Source organism: Ruegeria sp. AM9, assembly GCF_056540565.1.
On record NZ_JBQFWY010000013.1, the window covers coordinates 12,027 to 27,771 of the forward strand.

17 protein-coding genes are annotated in these 15,745 nt (G+C 60.4%); 8 read left to right on the forward strand and 9 right to left on the reverse strand.

Annotated elements, in window-relative coordinates; all coding sequences use genetic code 11:
- Position 1: 1 nt before the first annotated feature.
- Together ACR0DO_RS16950 and ACR0DO_RS16955 are read right to left on the reverse strand one after the other, a co-directional pair.
- The gene (locus tag ACR0DO_RS16950) at positions 2-2,530 is read right to left on the reverse strand and encodes an ABC transporter permease (protein WP_480560541.1); all 2,529 of its coding nucleotides are present in this window, start codon (positions 2,528-2,530) and stop codon (positions 2-4) included.
- Complete coding sequence (locus ACR0DO_RS16955) at positions 2,527-3,222, reverse strand: ABC transporter ATP-binding protein (protein ID WP_480560543.1); 696 nt, start codon at positions 3,220-3,222, stop codon at positions 2,527-2,529. The genes ACR0DO_RS16950 and ACR0DO_RS16955 overlap by 4 nt, the downstream gene beginning before the upstream one ends.
- A gap of 47 nt (positions 3,223-3,269) precedes the next feature.
- Between ACR0DO_RS16955 and ACR0DO_RS16960 the strand changes: the two genes are divergently transcribed.
- Positions 3,270-3,908: an arylesterase gene (locus ACR0DO_RS16960; protein ID WP_480560545.1), complete on the forward strand. Its 639-nt coding sequence runs from the start codon at positions 3,270-3,272 to the stop codon at positions 3,906-3,908.
- Here ACR0DO_RS16960 and ACR0DO_RS16965 read toward each other — a convergent pair whose 3' ends face one another.
- The 5 genes from ACR0DO_RS16965 to ettA form a co-directional block, all read right to left on the reverse strand.
- The gene (locus ACR0DO_RS16965) at positions 3,909-4,469 is read right to left on the reverse strand and encodes a L,D-transpeptidase (protein ID WP_480560547.1); all 561 of its coding nucleotides are present in this window, start codon (positions 4,467-4,469) and stop codon (positions 3,909-3,911) included.
- Between the two features lie 190 nt (positions 4,470-4,659).
- Positions 4,660-4,866: a cold-shock protein gene (locus tag ACR0DO_RS16970; protein ID WP_170327110.1), complete on the reverse strand. Its 207-nt coding sequence runs from the start codon at positions 4,864-4,866 to the stop codon at positions 4,660-4,662.
- A gap of 276 nt (positions 4,867-5,142) precedes the next feature.
- On the reverse strand, positions 5,143-5,631 hold the full coding sequence (locus tag ACR0DO_RS16975; protein WP_480560549.1) for a hypothetical protein: 489 nt from the start codon (positions 5,629-5,631) through the stop codon (positions 5,143-5,145).
- 408 nt (positions 5,632-6,039) lie between these two features.
- Positions 6,040-6,786: a hypothetical protein gene (locus ACR0DO_RS16980; protein WP_170445971.1), complete on the reverse strand. Its 747-nt coding sequence runs from the start codon at positions 6,784-6,786 to the stop codon at positions 6,040-6,042.
- Complete coding sequence (ettA, locus tag ACR0DO_RS16985) at positions 6,783-8,450, reverse strand: energy-dependent translational throttle protein EttA (protein ID WP_480560551.1); 1,668 nt, start codon at positions 8,448-8,450, stop codon at positions 6,783-6,785. Before ettA ends, ACR0DO_RS16980 begins: the two co-directional genes overlap by 4 nt.
- Before the next feature lie 111 nt (positions 8,451-8,561).
- On the opposite strand from ettA, the gene ACR0DO_RS16990 reads away from it, so the two are divergent.
- The 3 genes from ACR0DO_RS16990 to dacB all read left to right on the forward strand — a co-directional run bounded on the left by ACR0DO_RS16990 (position 8,562) and on the right by dacB (position 11,257).
- The gene (locus ACR0DO_RS16990; RefSeq protein WP_480560553.1) at positions 8,562-9,059 is read left to right on the forward strand and encodes an MOSC domain-containing protein; all 498 of its coding nucleotides are present in this window, start codon (positions 8,562-8,564) and stop codon (positions 9,057-9,059) included.
- 32 nt (positions 9,060-9,091) lie between these two features.
- Positions 9,092-9,712, forward strand: coding sequence for a nicotinate-nucleotide adenylyltransferase (locus ACR0DO_RS16995; RefSeq protein WP_480560555.1), 621 nt, complete (start codon positions 9,092-9,094; stop codon positions 9,710-9,712).
- Between the two features lie 66 nt (positions 9,713-9,778).
- On the forward strand, positions 9,779-11,257 hold the full coding sequence (dacB, locus tag ACR0DO_RS17000) for a D-alanyl-D-alanine carboxypeptidase/D-alanyl-D-alanine endopeptidase (RefSeq protein ID WP_480560557.1): 1,479 nt from the start codon (positions 9,779-9,781) through the stop codon (positions 11,255-11,257).
- A gap of 2 nt (positions 11,258-11,259) precedes the next feature.
- Here the strand turns inward: dacB and ACR0DO_RS17005 are convergent, their stop codons facing one another.
- Together ACR0DO_RS17005 and ACR0DO_RS17010 are read right to left on the reverse strand one after the other, a co-directional pair.
- Positions 11,260-11,682: a tellurite resistance TerB family protein gene (locus ACR0DO_RS17005; RefSeq protein ID WP_170327101.1), complete on the reverse strand. Its 423-nt coding sequence runs from the start codon at positions 11,680-11,682 to the stop codon at positions 11,260-11,262.
- A gap of 80 nt (positions 11,683-11,762) precedes the next feature.
- A complete protein-coding gene (locus ACR0DO_RS17010) occupies positions 11,763-12,221 on the reverse strand; it encodes an Lrp/AsnC family transcriptional regulator (RefSeq protein WP_170445959.1) in 459 nt (152 codons plus the stop codon).
- Positions 12,222-12,338: 117 nt separating this feature from the next.
- Between ACR0DO_RS17010 and phhA the strand changes: the two genes are divergently transcribed.
- From phhA to ACR0DO_RS17030, 4 genes are all read left to right on the forward strand, one after another.
- A complete protein-coding gene (gene phhA, locus ACR0DO_RS17015; RefSeq protein ID WP_480560559.1) occupies positions 12,339-13,139 on the forward strand; it encodes a phenylalanine 4-monooxygenase in 801 nt (266 codons plus the stop codon).
- Positions 13,140-13,146: 7 nt separating this feature from the next.
- A complete protein-coding gene (locus ACR0DO_RS17020) occupies positions 13,147-13,500 on the forward strand; it encodes a 4a-hydroxytetrahydrobiopterin dehydratase (protein ID WP_170445955.1) in 354 nt (117 codons plus the stop codon).
- Between the two features lie 120 nt (positions 13,501-13,620).
- A complete protein-coding gene (locus tag ACR0DO_RS17025) occupies positions 13,621-15,195 on the forward strand; it encodes a lysine--tRNA ligase (RefSeq protein WP_480560561.1) in 1,575 nt (524 codons plus the stop codon).
- 48 nt (positions 15,196-15,243) lie between these two features.
- Positions 15,244-15,645 carry a DUF4864 domain-containing protein gene (locus ACR0DO_RS17030; protein WP_480560563.1) on the forward strand — a complete coding sequence of 134 codons (402 nt, stop codon included), beginning with the start codon at positions 15,244-15,246 and terminating at the stop codon, positions 15,643-15,645.
- The last annotated feature ends 100 nt before the right edge of the window (positions 15,646-15,745 follow it).

Below are 15,745 nucleotides of genomic sequence, written 5' to 3' on the forward strand. Positions count from 1 at the left end.
ATCAGTCAGTGGCCCGCAGGATGCGGGCCGGACGTACGGCCAGAGGGCGCAGGGCAAAGGCAAGGCCCGCGCCCAACGTCACCAGGATGCCAGCCAGAACGATGCTCAGCGCTGGGGTCCAGATGACCGAGAATCCGGTGTTGAAGATGTAAGTGGCGACGGCCCAGCCGCCCAAAATACCGGTCAGCAGGGCAACACTCCCGGCTGCCGCGCCCAGAAGGACCGAGCGCAGGGCAAAGCTGAGTAATATCCGCCGACGGTCCGCGCCCAGTGTCTTGAGTATCGCTGATTCATAGCGCCGCGCGGTTTCACCGGCGGCGGCTGCTCCGATCAGAACCAGAAAGCCGGTCAGCAAGGATATTCCTGCCCCGTACGAAGTCGCCGCCGCCAGCCCGGCCAGCAGGCCCGAGACGCGGTCAATCGCATCGCGTACCCTTATCGCGGTAATATTGGGAAACTGGCCCGCCAGATCGCGCAGGATGGCGGCTTCGGCCTGTTCCTCGGCATAGACGGTGGCGATGAAGCTGTGCGGTGCTCCGGCAAGGGCCGAAGGGTTCATCGACATGATGAAGCCAATGCCTGCGGTCGAAAAATCAACCTCGCGCAGAGAGGTGATTTCGGCGGTGATGTCGCGGCCCAGAATGTTTACGGTCAGTTTGTCGCCCAGGGACAGCCCCATCTCCTCGGCCTCTTCAGCGGCGAAACTGACTTGCGGCGTGCCTGCGTAGTCTTCGGGCCACCAGGTCCCTGCGGTGACGCGGGTGTTTTGGGGCGGGGTGGCGGAATAGGTCACGCCCCGATCCCCGTCCAGAACCCAGTGATCGCCTGCTACATCACGCGCTGGTTTCCCGTTGATCCGGGTGATGATCCCGCGCAGCATCGGAGCGCTTTCGATGCGGCTGACGGCGGGGTCGGTTTCCAGCCGTTCGGTAAAGCCGGGCATTTGGTCTTTTTGAATATCGACAAAGAAGTATGACGGGGCCACATCGGGCAGGTTGCTCGAGATTGCATTGCGCAGAGTCCCGTCGATCTGGCCAACGGCGGCAAGGACTGAAAGACCCAGCCCCAGAGACAGCACAACCGAGGCGGCCCCCTCGCGCGGGTCCGAGACCGCCGACAAGGCCCACCGCAGGGCGGGGCGGCCACGGACGGCTGTGGTGCTGATGCGAGCCAGTTTGCGGATCGCAAGGGCCGAAAGGGACAGCAGCGCCAGCGCGCCGACCAGCCCGGCGGCGGTCCAGAGCGTCAGGCGTACCGAACCGCTGAACCACGCGGCCGACAGGATCAGCAGGGCCAGCCCGATGACGGTTGCCACAACGAAAACTGCACGCGGCACGGCGCGCGCCGAAGACAGCGCGTCGCGGAACAGCGTTGCGGCGCGAACCTCGTCGGTTCGGGCGAGGGGCCAGAGGGTAAACAGGTACGCGGTCAGGGCGCCGTACAGCGCAGCCTCGGCCAGAGGGCGGGGGTAAAGCGTGAAAACAGCAGGGACGGGCAGGCGGGCCTCGATCAGTGGGGCCAGCAACAGGGGCAAAACCGCGCCCAGAGTAACCCCCAACGCAATACCGATCCCTGTCAGGACCCCGATCTGGATCAAGTAGGTTTGAAAGATCGTCGCGCGATCCGCGCCCAGCGTCCGCAGCGTGGCGATGGTTTTGGTCTTTTGCGCCAGATAGGCGCGAACAGCGGCTGACACGCCGACGCCTCCGACAGCCAGACCGGACAGGCCGACCAGAACCAGAAACGCACTCAGGCGCGCGACAAACTCGGCAATCCCGGGTGCCCCGTTACGGGCATCGGTCCAGCGCATTCCGGTGCCGCCGAAGCTTTGCCTGGCTTCGGCAGACAGGGTTTCGAGATTGGTCTCGGGTGGCAGGCTCAGCCGGTATTTGGTGGAAAACAGCGTTCCCGGTGCCAACAGGCCGGATGCCTGCAGATCCTCGGTCCGGACCAGAGTCCGCGGCCCCAGCCCGAAGCCGTCCGCGGCGCCGTCCGGTTCGTGGATCAACGCGGCCGTCAGCACGAAATCCTGCGTTCCAAGCGCAAAACGATCTCCGACGGACAGGCCGAGCCGGTCCATCAGCACCGAATCCATCACCGCTCCGGGCAGGTCCTGCTGGCCGTCCAGCGCGACCGAGAGCGGTTGGTCGGGTTCCAGCTTTGGCGTTCCAATCAACGGATAGGCCGCATCCACGGCCTTTACCTGTGTCAGGGCGCGCTGGGTTTCGCCCCCCTGCCGCACAACGGCCATCGAGCGGAAATCCACAACCTCGGACACTTCGGTCGCGGCCTGTCGCATCCACGCGCGCTCGTCGTCGCTGGCGAAGCGGTAGGTGAATTCCAGCTGCGCGTTCCCACCCAGCAGTGCCGCGCCTTCCTGCGTCAGTCCGGCCTGGATCGCGGACCGGACAGAGCCGATGGCGGCAATGGCAGCAACTCCTAGCGCCAGACAGGCCAGAAACACGCGAAAACCGCGTACACCGCCGCGCAACTCCCGGCGCGCCAGGCGACCGGCAAGGCGCAGGCTCATTCCGCAGCCTCTTGTTGCGTGTCTTCTGCGATGGTGCCATCCCGCAACCGGACGACCCGGTCGCATTTGCGCGCCAGGCTGTGGCTATGGGTGACCAGAACCAGCGTGGCACCATGCCTGTCCCGTAATCCGAACAACAGGTCGACAATTGCAGCGCCCGTGGTTTCGTCCAGATTGCCGGTCGGCTCGTCCGCCAGCAGGATTTGAGGGCGCGGGGCGGAGGCGCGCGCCAAGGCAACCCGTTGCTGCTCACCCCCCGATAATTGCGCCGGGTAGTGGTCGCGGCGATGCGACAGACCCACCGCGTCCAGTTCCGCCTCGGCACGGGCAAACGCATCCTTGTGCCCGGCCAGCTCCAGCGGTGTGGCCACATTCTCAAGCGCCGTCATGGTCGGGATCAGGTGAAAGTTCTGAAACACCACCCCCATCGCACCGCGCCTGAACCGGGCCAAGGCGTCCTCATCCATTCCGGTCAGATCGTGGCCAAGGGCAGTGATCATGCCCCCTGTGGCTTGCTCCAGCCCGCCCATCAGCATCAGCAGCGAAGATTTGCCGGACCCCGACGGCCCCACCAGCCCCAGCGTTTCGCCTTGGGCGACGGTCAGCGAGATATCATGCAGGATATTCACCCGACCGGCATTGCCATCCAGCGACAAAGCGGCATTTTGGAGCGAAAGAACGGGTGTCGTCATGGGCCTTTCCGGATTGGGACGGTCAATTGGGATATGGAGCGGTTCAGATGTTGCGCAAGGCTTTGATGTCGACGCTGTTTGTGTGCTGCGGCTTTGCGGTCACAGCCGAGCAGGTTGTGATCGCTGCTTTAGGGGATTCGCTGACCCAGGGCTATGGGTTGCCCGAACAGGACGGCTTTGTGCCTCAGCTGGATCGGTGGCTAAAGGCGCAGGGTGTGGATGTGCGCCTGATCAATGCCGGTGTATCCGGCGACACCACGGCAGGTGGTGCGGCACGAGTGGACTGGACCCTGACGCCAGAGGTGGACGGGATGATCGTGACGCTGGGTGGCAACGACATGTTGCGGGGGATCGACCCGGCAGTGTCGCGCAGCAATCTTGAGGCGATTGTCAAAACGGCAAGCGCAGCGGATGTTGAAATCCTGCTGGTTGGGATGCAGGTGCCCGGCAATTACGGGGCCGATTACAAACAGGCATTTGATGCCATCTATCCTGATCTGGCAGATCAGTACGAAACCGGCTACGCCCCTAGCTTTTTCACCGGGTTGACCGCCGAGGGTGATCCGGACGCCGCCCGCCGCTATATGCAGCCGGACGGCATTCATCCAAATGCCGAAGGGGTCGCCTTGATCGTTGAAAACCTTGGCCCCTATGTGCTGGAACTTGCCGCCGCGGCCCGGCAGTGATCAAACGACGGTCACGACGGTCCCGATCGGCACACGCTCATAGAGGTCGATCACGTGTTCGTTCATCATTCGGATACAGCCATTTGAGACCGCATGACCGATGGTTTGCGGTTGCGTGGTGCCGTGAATGCGGAAATAGGTGTCGACGCCATTCTGGAACAGGTAAAGCGCCCGCGCGCCCAAAGGATTGTCGCCGCCGCCGGGCTGGACATAGTCATTGTCCTTGAACCGGGCATAGGTGACGGGTTCGCGCTCGATCATCTCGTCGGTCGGGCGCCAGGTCGGCCATTCTTTCTTGACGTCGATGGTGGCGGTGCCGGTGAATTCCAGCCCGGCCTTGCCGACCCCGCAGCCATAGCGGACCGCCTTACGCGGCTCGGTCACGTAATACAGGTAGAAGGACCGCGGCGCGACCAGCAATTGACCCGGCTGGAATTGCTTTTTGATGCGCACAAATTGCGGTGTGGGATCGTATTCGACAGCTTTCTTCTTGGCCGCCGCAACGCCGGGCACAAGGCTGGCGGCTGCGGTCGCAGTCAGAAAGGTACGGCGCGTGAACATGGCAGCTCTCTATAAAACAACAGACAAATCTTGACCCTAATCTCGGAAGGATAACCGATCTGGTCAATCGTTGGAGAGAAGTAACCCTATTGTGATGTCGTAGTGGGGACACACAATCAGGCAGCAACACGAGCGCAAGCGTACACCCGGAAAAGAGAAAGGGCAGAGAATATTCTGCCCTTCCAATACCTTATGCAAGTACGATATTGTCGGCGCTTTCGCGGCCGTCACGGCCGGCGCGCAGCTCGTACGTGACCTTCTGGTTGTCGGCCAGACCGGTCAGGCCCGAGCGTTCCACGGCCGAGATGTGAACGAAGATGTCTTTGCCGCCATCTTCGGGTGCGATAAAGCCGTAGCCTTTGGTGGTGTTGAACCATTTTACGGTGCCTGCAGGCATATCCGTTGTCTCCTGTTTAGTGCTGCCCACGGAGTTGCGGCAGCCTGGCGTCGTTGTCTGGATCGATAGACTGAGCGCCGTAGAAGGAGACAGTAGGTCGAAATAGAAAAACGTTAGCCCTTTAGATATGGCATCGGCAACGGCGCGGGGCAAGGGAGGAGTCCTGTTCTGCAAGAAACAAAACCCCCTAGAAGTCCAAAGTGGGTGGCCACTCCGGCCTGCTCATGGTCGCCCGGCACGTTACGATAACCGGTCCGGGGAACCGGAAAATCCGGTTCAGATTTTGTACATTTCGCTTTCAGCGGGAAACATCATCCGGATCGCTTTCAGGCTTTTGTCAGACAGGGCAATGGGCTTGTCCCCACCTTTGGCGTGATCGCCCGCCTCTGCCTGATTGATATGTGGAATAATGTTTCCGCGCTGTGAAAAAGCCGAAAACCAGGGTTTCGGCAGCCTGCCGGAAAGCCAGTCATTCAGCTCGTTTATGTTTTCGAGCCGAAACAGGTGATCGACGTGGTTAACGCCCGCGCGGTCAATGGAATAGGCCTCAAGGCTGAGGGGCGACAGGTTTTGCGTGGAGATCCAACTGGGGGCCAGTTCCTTCCACCCATCCTTCATGCCCAGTTTGCCATGCTGGACCCAGTCTTCGAACTCCATCGTCGTAGTTTCGTCCCAACCGGGTTCAAAGTTGTAGCGGCACTCGGCATCGGGTTTGAAATACCGGTAGCAGGACCAAAGTAAATTAACCGGGTTTCTTGTCGTCATGAAGTACGAAAGCCCAGCGTGTTCGGGATAAAGCTCCGCCAGCTTTGCCTTGACGTATGGGGCGGTATCGTGGGGGTGAAAATGCTCGGACTCATGCGCGTAGTCGACAGCAAAATCTCCGGATTTTTTCGACAGGTGCCGCGTCAGATACTTGCGGACCGATGTAGAGCCACAGCGTGGCTTGGATATGAATACAAGCCCCTTTGAGAAAAGCACTCTCACTAAATTGATCCTTTGTCACTTGACGCCCGCATAAGGCGGTCCGGTGCCAGATTGAACCAGGTTCGACCGGTTGCCAAGTTGACCGGGTGATATTTGCGCATGTGGACGCTGGATGCGGACGGCCTGACAGGGCGCCGCGTACGCAGGTTTCGAAGGATTCCGTCGCGATTCACCCAAGGGCGTGGCTCAGTCGGTGGCGGGCAGTTTATTCACGACGCTGCTGTATTGGGCCGAGGCTATGAAGCATTCCGGCAATTGATCGATCACCTCATCAATCGGGTCATACAGCTGATCGGCGCTGGCCTTGAACTCTTCAGGGATGTCTTTCGGGGTCCGCTCGCGCCGTTTGGGCGGGGTGAAATCCAACCCGGTAAACCGCGAAATCGTATCCTGATGGTCCCAAAGCGCATCATAGCGAACGCACAGAACGGGGACATCTTCAAACGTGACCCACTCCCTGATCTGCCGTGCCTGCTGCAGCACGTCGCGTTCGAACAACTCATCAAACGTGCCGGTGGCGTGCAGGTGATAGAAGTGCTGGTCGATCCAGTCTGCGCCGTATCTTTCCATTGCGGAATACACGGAAAACGCTGAATCCTTGGTCGGACCGAAGCAAAAAACGACGCGGGTATTTTCGGGCCATGTGGACAGCGGCTGAGGAAAGTCGTGAGTCTTATACACGCACGGAGTGTAAAACTCGGTATCACTCAGCCGGGCTACAAAATCCACCCGCTTTGCCGATAGCGGATCGATCTCTTTCAACGTATCAGCAAGGGCCAGAAAGGTCAGCGTGCTGCCGGACCGGCCATTGCTTGCCACAATGACACAGTTTTTGGGTGCGTTTTGCGGAATCCGCTGCAAACGCCGAATAGCAACCCGCTTGCGGACGCTGCGCTTCCATTTGTCGATGCGTTTCTCGATAAAGCCGATCATCGTGCAAACTTTTTGTGCTTTAGGCGCTTGGGCTCCAGCGCGTCCGGTCCCAGACGACGCTTTTTGTCCTCTTCGTAATCTTCGAAGTTGCCTTCGAACCATTCCACGTGGGCATCGCCCTCGAAGGCCAGAATATGGGTGCAAATCCGGTCGAGGAAGAAACGGTCGTGCGAGATGACCACAGCGCAGCCGGCGAAATCAACCAGCGCGTCTTCCAGTGCGCGCAGGGTTTCGACGTCAAGGTCGTTGGTCGGTTCGTCGAGCAGCAGGACGTTGCCGCCCTCTTTCAACAGGCGGGCCATGTGGACGCGGTTGCGCTCACCACCAGATAGCAGCGAAACCTTTTTCTGCTGATCGCCGCCCTTGAAGTTGAAGGACGAGCAATAGGCGCGCGAATTGACCTGTGCGTCGCCCAGCTGGATGATCTCGGCGCCGCCGGTGATCGCCTCCCAAACGGTGTCGTTGTCTTTCAGGTCATCGCGGGACTGGTCGACATAGGACAGTTCGACCGTGTCGCCCAGCGTGATGGTGCCTGCGTCGGGTTGTTCCTGACCGGTCAGCATTTTGAACAGGGTCGATTTACCGGCGCCGTTGGGGCCGATGACGCCGACGATGCCGCCGGGGGGCAGAGCGAAATCCAGCTTTTCAATCAACTGCTTGTCGCCCATGTGCTTGGCCAACCCTTCGACCTCGATCACCTTGCCGCCGAGGCGCTGGCCGTTGGGGATGACGATCTGGGCGCGGGTCAGCTTTTCGCGCTCGGACTGTTCGGCCAGTTCGTTATAGGCGTTGATCCGGGCCTTGGATTTGGCCTGACGGGCCTTCTGACCCTGACGCATCCATTCCAATTCGCGCTGCAGGGTTTTCTGCTTGGATTTGTCCTCGCGGGCTTCCTGCTCCAGCCGTTTGGCCTTTTGTTCCAGCCATGCAGAGTAGTTGCCCTCGTAAGGAATGCCGCGGCCACGGTCGAGCTCCAGAATCCAGCCTGTGATGTCATCCAGAAAATAGCGGTCGTGAGTGACGATCAGGATGGTGCCCTTGTAGTCGATCAGGTGCTGTTGCAGCCAGGCAATCGTTTCAGCGTCCAGGTGGTTGGTCGGCTCATCAAGCAGCAGCATGTCGGGCGCTTCCAGCAGCAGCTTGCACAGCGCCACACGGCGTTTCTCACCGCCTGAGAGGTTGGCGATGTTGGCATCGTCCGGCGGGCAGCGCAGCGCCTCCATCGAGACGTCGATCTGGCTGTCCAGATCCCACAGGTTTTCCGCGTCGATCGCGTCCTGCAGGGTGGTCATCTCTTCCATCAGCTCGTCCGAGTAGTTCTCGGCGATTTCCATGGCAATCTCGTTGAACCGGTCGACCTTGGCCTTTTTCGCGGCGACGCCCAGCATGACGTTTTCGCGCACGGTCAGGGATTCATCCAGCTTCGGTTCCTGCGGCAGATAGCCGACCTTGGCGCCTTCGGCGGCCCATGCCTCACCGGTGAAATCGGTATCGAGGCCTGCCATGATCTTCATCAGCGTCGATTTACCCGCGCCGTTGACGCCGACGACACCGATTTTCACACCGGGCAGAAAGCTCAGGTGGATGTTTTCAAAGCACTTCTTGCCACCGGGATAGGTCTTTGAGACACCCTGCATGTGGTAGACATATTGATAGGCGGCCATGTCGCGTCCTTTGGGTCGGGGAAATCAGGTTAAACCGCTAGATATCCAAGCCGGGCGGGCGGGGCAAGCTGGTGGTTTTGTGAATTTCGTATCGATGCGGCCTCGGTTAGATTGGCGCGGCTGAACGCGGGGGACGGTTTGTCGAAACTGGCAGAGTTGATAGCGGGCTGGACACGGCCCGGTCGGGTGGACTGGATTGGCCTTCGGCCCGAGCGTCGGGCGCCATTGGTTGCCGTGGACGCGGCTATGGTGACGGCCGATGGGCTTTCAGGTGACCGAGGTCGCGCGGGCAAGCGGGCGGTGACTCTGATCCAGCAAGAGCATCTTGCGGCGATTGGGTCATATCTGGGGCAGGGGCCGGTCGCACCGGACATCTTGCGGCGCAATCTGGTGGTTTCGGGGATCAATCTGGCCGCGCTCAAGGGGCGCGAGGTGCGGGTGGGCGAGGCTATTTTTCGTTTCACACTCATTTGCGCGCCTTGCAGCCGGATGGAGGAGGCGTTGGGCAAAGGTGGCTATTCCGCCGTGCGCGGCCATGGGGGTTGGTGTGCCGAAGTGGTGCAGTCCGGGCGGGTCCGGCTGGGTGACCCTGTGCAACCTGTTGATTGACAAGCCGCTTGAGTTCTGAACATCAGCAAGGAATGTTGCGCAGCGTCCTTCCATATGCACGTCCGGGGCAGGTTATCGGTCTGTTCGGCGGGTCCTTCGATCCGCCGCATCGGGGGCACGTGCACGTCACACTTGAGGCGATGAAGGCCTTCGGGCTGGATCGGGTGTGGTGGCTGGTATCGCCGGGCAACCCTTTAAAAGAACGCGGACCTGCGCCGTTGCAGCGGCGGGTTCGGGCGGCGCAGGCTGTGATGCAGCATCCGCGCGTTGAAGTAACGGATATCGAGGCGCTGACCGGAACGCGGGCGACGGCAGACACCTTGGTGGCGTTGCAGCGGCTTTATCCGCAGGTGAAGTTTGTCTGGCTGATGGGCGCCGACAACCTCGCGCAGTTCCACCGCTGGAAGGACTGGCGCCAGATCATGGATAGCGTGCCGGTCGGCGTGGTGGCGCGACCGGGGGACCGGATCTCGGCCCGCATGTCGCCTGCGGCCCGACTGTATGCGCGCTATCGCATCGACGGTCAGGCGCGGCATCTGCTGGGCCGCGCGCAGGCTCCGGCGTGGTGTTTCGTCAATGTGCCGATGGTCGATGTCAGCTCGACCGAGCTGCGCACGCGTGGCGAATGGGACGGCGGGGTGTTGCCTGAATAGCCACGATGGGCGCATAATCCCATTCAGTGGTTGTTTGCCTTTGATCTCTGGGATTTTAATTGACCCATGGTTGATCGTTTTTCACGTCGTTTGTTTCTTGCCGGGCTGGGGGCTTCGGTCGTTTCCGGTCCGGCTCTGGCCGATGCCCCTGTCCGATCCTTGCGGCCTCTGCTTCGGAAGGACCTGTCCGGCGGGGCCGAGCGGCTTGTCCGGGCTGCGGGGTTGCGGGGCGAGGTGGTCTTTGCTGTCTCGGATGTGGAAACGGGTACTCAGCTTGAGGCGTTTGGCGGCGATCAGGGCTTGCCCCCTGCCAGTGTCGCCAAGGCGTTGACAGCGCTATATGCGCTGGACGTGCTGGGGGCGGATTACCGGTTTGAAACCGCATTGATCGCCGATGGCCTGATCGAGAATGGCGTGCTCAAGGGCGACCTGATCCTTGTGGGCGGCGGAGACCCTCTGCTGGATACTGACGATCTGGCTGCAATGGCCGCCAATCTGCGCGAGGCCGGGATCACCGAGGTGCAGGGCGCGTTCAAGGTCTATGACGGGGCGCTGCCGTACGTGTTCAGCATTGACCCCGGGCAGCCCGATCATCTGGGATACAGCCCGGCCATCAGTGGCATCTCTCTCAACTTCAACCGCGTTCATTTCGAATGGAAGCGCGACGGCACTGGTTACGATGTGACCATGGACGCCCGCACGGCCCGCTACAGGCCGTCCGTGGATATGGCGTCGATGCAGGTCGAAAAGCGCAGTTTGCCGATCTACACCTATCAGCCAAGCGCCCGGCAGGATCGTTGGACAGTGGCCAAAGGCGCGCTGGGCAATGGCGGCGCGCGTTGGTTGCCGGTGCGCAAGCCTGCGCTTTATACGGGCGATGTGTTCCGCACATTGGCGCGGGTGAATGGAATAGTTCTGGGCCGCGTGCAGATCACGCGCGAGGCTCCGCAGGGCTCAGTTCTGGTGGTGCATCAAAGCGATCCATTGGAGAGTATCCTGCGGGGTATGCTGAAATACTCGACCAATATCACAGCTGAAATGGTTGGAATGGCGGCTTCGAAAGCACGGGGCGCCGAATTGCAGAGTCTGGCTGATTCCGCTGAGGAAATGAACCGCTGGGCCTATGAGTCCTACGGTGTGCGTGGCATCGCGATGGTGGATCACTCGGGGCTGGGCGATGCGTCACGCGTCGCGCCCGCAGATCTGGTGACAGCGTTGGTCAAGGCTCATAAAGACGGGGCACTTCAGCCGCTGCTCAAGAAATTCAAGCTTTTGGACAGTCAGGGGCGGCCGGTCAAGGATCATCCGATCAGAGTGGATGCCAAGACAGGAACGCTGAATTTCGTGTCGGGGCTGGGCGGGTTCATCACGGCGCCGGATGGATCAGAGCTGGCCTTTGCCATCTTCACCGCAGATGTCGACCATCGCGCGACCATCCCCCGCGCGTTGCGTGAACGCCCCGACGGTGCGCGCAGCTGGAACAACAGGTCGCGCAAGCTGCAACGTGCTCTGATCGAACGCTGGGGGATGCTGGCGGGCAGCTGAGGTCAGGTGGTGTGACGCGCCCGCGCGCCACGCTCGATCGCGGCGGCGTGCAGCCGGTCGATATTCAGCTCGTACCGGATTTCTTCCAGCAGGCGCAGCTCGGTTTCGGCAAGCGACCCGTCTGCTGCGGCCACATCGCAGGCCAGCGCGTAGGCGGTTTCGTGCAACCGCTCGGGCAGGTTGTCGCGGATCAGGCCGAACAGGGCGTCCAGCCCGTCTTCCTGTTCGAACAGGTCGAACACGGTCTGGGACACACGGCGGGTGCGGTCGATGTCATATTCCGCGAAAACCGGCAGCATGTTGACCGCGCCTTCGATCTTGACCAGCTCGGCGGTGCGGATGGTCTCATCCGAGGCAGAGACCGCAACCATGATCGCGACAAGGCAATCCTGTGGGGACATCGGGTGGGGTACTTGTTCGGTCATGGTGTCGTCCTGATTGGGCTTTCTGCGCCCGCACGATAGGAGGGCTGGCGCGCAGGTTCAACGGATTTTGCCGGATTGGGTCACAGAATGGGCAGCGGCCCTCGCGTTTTAGTCTGCCGCAGCACGAAATTGCTGCGGGTGTCACGCACCAAACCGGACTTCAGCAGCCGCTGCATGATGAAATGCTCAAGGTCTTCGGGTGTTTTGGCATAGACCTTCAGGATAAAGTCATGATCCCCGGTGATCGAGGCGCATTCGACGATCTGCGGTTCGGTTTCGACCAGCCGCAGGAATGCGGTGATGCTATCCTCTTGGTGGTCGCGCAGGGCGATGTGGACATAGGCGATGGCATCCAGCCCCACGGACTTGGCCCGCACCTGTGCGATATAGCCGGAGATCACGCCGGACGCCTCCAACTCGCGCACGCGCCGCCAGCATTGCGAGGCCGAAAGGCCGGTGCGGTCGGCAAGGTCCTGCATCGACAGGCGGCCATCGGTCTGCAGCTCTTGCAGAATGGCAATATCAGCAGGTTGAAGCATTTGTTTCACAATTGATGCCTTGGCGATATGTATTTGCCAAAATACCGATAAAACCACTGTTTACCAAACCAAAATCACCAGGAAGCGCGGCTATACTTTTCTCAAGGAGGAAAAGTGATGCCAAAATCGACCAAATACGTCGCCAAGGTGGCCGATGCGCGCGGCCATATTGCCTATACGTCCGAGGAAGACGCGGTTTGGGCCGATCTCTATGCCGCACAAGAAGAGAACGTACAGCGCTACATGGCCCGCGATTACCTTGCGGGGCTGGAGCGTCTTGAGCTGCCGAAAACCAGCGTGCCGTCCTGCGCCGATATCTCGGAGCGCCTGATGGACATGACCGGGTGGCGGGTGCAGCCGGTGCCTGCGCTGATCGGGTTCAAAACCTTCTTTGGTATGTTGGCAGACCGGGTCTTTCCCGCCGCATCCTTTATCCGCTCGCGCGAGGATTTCGATTACATCGAAGAACCCGACATCTTTCATGAGATCTTCGGCCATACCCCTTTGCTGAGCGATCCGCGCTTTGCTGCCTTCAGTCATGCTATCGGCAAAGCCGGGGCGAAGGCGCGCGACAAGGATTATTCCTGGCTGATCCGGCTCTACTGGTTCTCCATCGAGTTCGGCCTGCGTCGGCAGGACGGAGAGATCAAGGCGCTCGGGTCCGGGCTTGCGTCGTCTCCGACCGAGCTGCTCTATTCCGTAGAAAGCGACATTCCTGATCGCGATCCGTTCGATGTCCTGACGATCCTGCGCACGCCCTATCGGATCGACATGCACCAGATGGGCTATTTCGTGTTAAACTCGCCTGAGGACCTGTTCGCAGCTGCGGATCGTGATCTGCTTGCAGATGTGCGTCAGGCGCAGTCCCTTGGGTTGCTGCCGAACAAGTTCCCGGAAAAAGCAACCGCAGCGGAGTGAACGGATCATGACCACATCAGGACAAACCTGCAGCCTTTCGGACCGAACCTGCGTACCCTGTTCCGGAGGTGTCCCGGCTTTGACGCGGGATGAGGCAAACACGCATATGGCCGAGCTGTCCTCGGACTGGAAGCTGGATGCTGATGCCAAACAACTCAGCCGCCACTACACGTTCAAGGGATTTGCCAAGGCGACTTACCTAGCCAATCTCTGCGCTTGGCTGGCCGATCAACAGGGGCATCACCCGGATGTCAGCTTTGGCTGGGGCTATGTGGACGTCAAACTGACCACCCATGAAATCGGAGGCCTCAGCGAGAATGACTTCATCTGGGCTGCCAAACTGGACCAGCTGACTGCGTAAATCAGCAATCTCATCAGGAAAAAAACCGCAGTTTATTGACTCATGCTGCACCGGCACAATAGGAGGGGCCGGTCGGTTGCACAGGGCGACCGACGCTGTTTTCCCGATGGAGCAAATCTGATGTCTGAACTGCGTGAAACCGCGATGTCGTCCAAGGCCTGGCCTTTTGAAGAGGCGCGCCGGTTACTCAAACGCTATCAGAAAGGCGCTCCGGAAAAGGGGTACGTGCTGTTCGAAACCGGCTATGGCCCCTCGGGCCTGCCGCATATCGGCACCTTTGGCGAGGTCGCGCGGACCACGATGGTCAAGCGCGCGTTCGAGGCATTGTCGGACATCCCGACCAAGCTGATCTGTTTCTCGGACGACCTGGACGGGATGCGCAAGGTGCCAAGCAATGTGCCGAACCCGGAAAAGCTGCAGGGTTATCTGCAGTGCCCACTGACCTCGGTACCCGACCCGTTCGGCGAGTACCCCAGCTTTGGCGAGTATAACAACGCCATGCTGCGCCGCTTCCTCGACACCTTCGGGTTCGAGTACGAATTCTATTCGGCGCGTGACTTCTATCGCTCGGGCCAATTTGACGAGATCCTGAAGCGTGCGGTTGAACGCTATGGCGACATCATGGCGATCATGCTGAAAAGCCTGCGCGAAGAGCGTCAGCAAACCTATTCGATCTTCCTGCCGATCCATCCCGAGACCGGTCGGGTTCTGTATGTGCCGATGAAAAAGGTGTGTGCAGAAACCTATACGGTCACCTTCGATGATGAGGACGGCAAAGAATGGACGTTGCCCGTCACCGGCGGCAACGTCAAGCTGCAGTGGAAGCCGGATTTCGGCGCGCGCTGGGCCGCGCTGGGCGTTGACTTCGAGATGTATGGCAAGGAACACGCGACCAACGAGAAAATCTATGACGCGATCTGCCGTGCGCTGGGTGGCCGAGCGCCGGAACACTTCTCGTACGAGCTGTTCCTGGATGAGAATGGTCAGAAAATTTCGAAATCGTCCGGCAATGGCGTGTCGATTGACGAGTGGCTGACCTATGCGCCGACCGAGTCGCTGGCCTATTTCATGTATCAGAAGCCCAAAACCGCCAAGCGGATGCATTTCGACGTCATCCCCAAGGCGTATGATGAGTATCACCAGCAGTTGCGGGCCTATCCGGGGCAGGACCTGAAGGCGCAGTTGAACAATCCTGTCTGGCACATCCACGGAGGCAGTGTCCCCGAGTCCACGCTGATGGTGCCGTTTGCGATGCTGCTGAACCTGGCCTCGGTTTCGGGGGCCGAGGACAAAGAGGCATTGTGGGGCTTCATCCGCCGTTACGCGCCCGACGCCACAGCCGAAACGCATCCCGACCTGGATCAGGCGGCGGGCTTTGCGGTGCGTTACTTCAACGATTTCGTGAAACCGACCCGCCAGCACCGCGCGCCAACCGATCAGGAACGCGAGGCGCTGGAGGCGTTGAAAGCCGCGCTCGAGGCTTATGATGGCCCCGCTGAAGACGAAGCGCTGCAATCGGTTGTCTACTCCATCGGACGCGAGCGGTTCGACCCTATGCGCGGCTGGTTCACCGCGCTTTACGAGGTGCTTCTGGGCGCCTCGCAAGGTCCGCGTTTCGGCGGTTTCATTGCACTCTACGGTGTGCCGGAAACCATCGCGCTGATCGACAAGGCACTGGCCGGCGAGCTGGTCTGATTTGACCTGATACCGCGTGGGGCTATCCTCTGATCAGGAGGTGGCTCCATGCGTCGTCTATTGCTTGCTGTATTTTTAAGCGCCGGTTTGACCTCGGGTGCGCTTGCCCAGAGTGACGAGATCGAGGCCAATATCGCGGCGCAGATACAGGCCTTCAAGGCGGATGATTTCGCCACCGCTTTCACCTTTGCCAGCCCCAACATCCAACGTCTTTTCCAGACGCCCGAGAACTTTGGGGTGATGGTCAAACGCGGCTATCCGATGGTCTGGCGGCCTGCGGATGTGCGGTTTCTGGAACTGCGCGAAGTCGCCGGTTCACTGTGGCAGAAAGTCATGATCACCGATGGCGCGGGCCGGGTGCATATCCTCGACTATCAGATGGTGCCGCTTGAAAACGGCTGGAAGATCAACGGCGTGCAGCTGCTGGGCGACGCTGATCCGGCCGCCTGACGCAACACCACCGTTACGGTGACATGAGCGGTAGTTAATTCCTTTTCGGTACTCAGGCTTTTGCGTTCGGGGCGCGCGATCCCGGGCACTGGGTTTATGC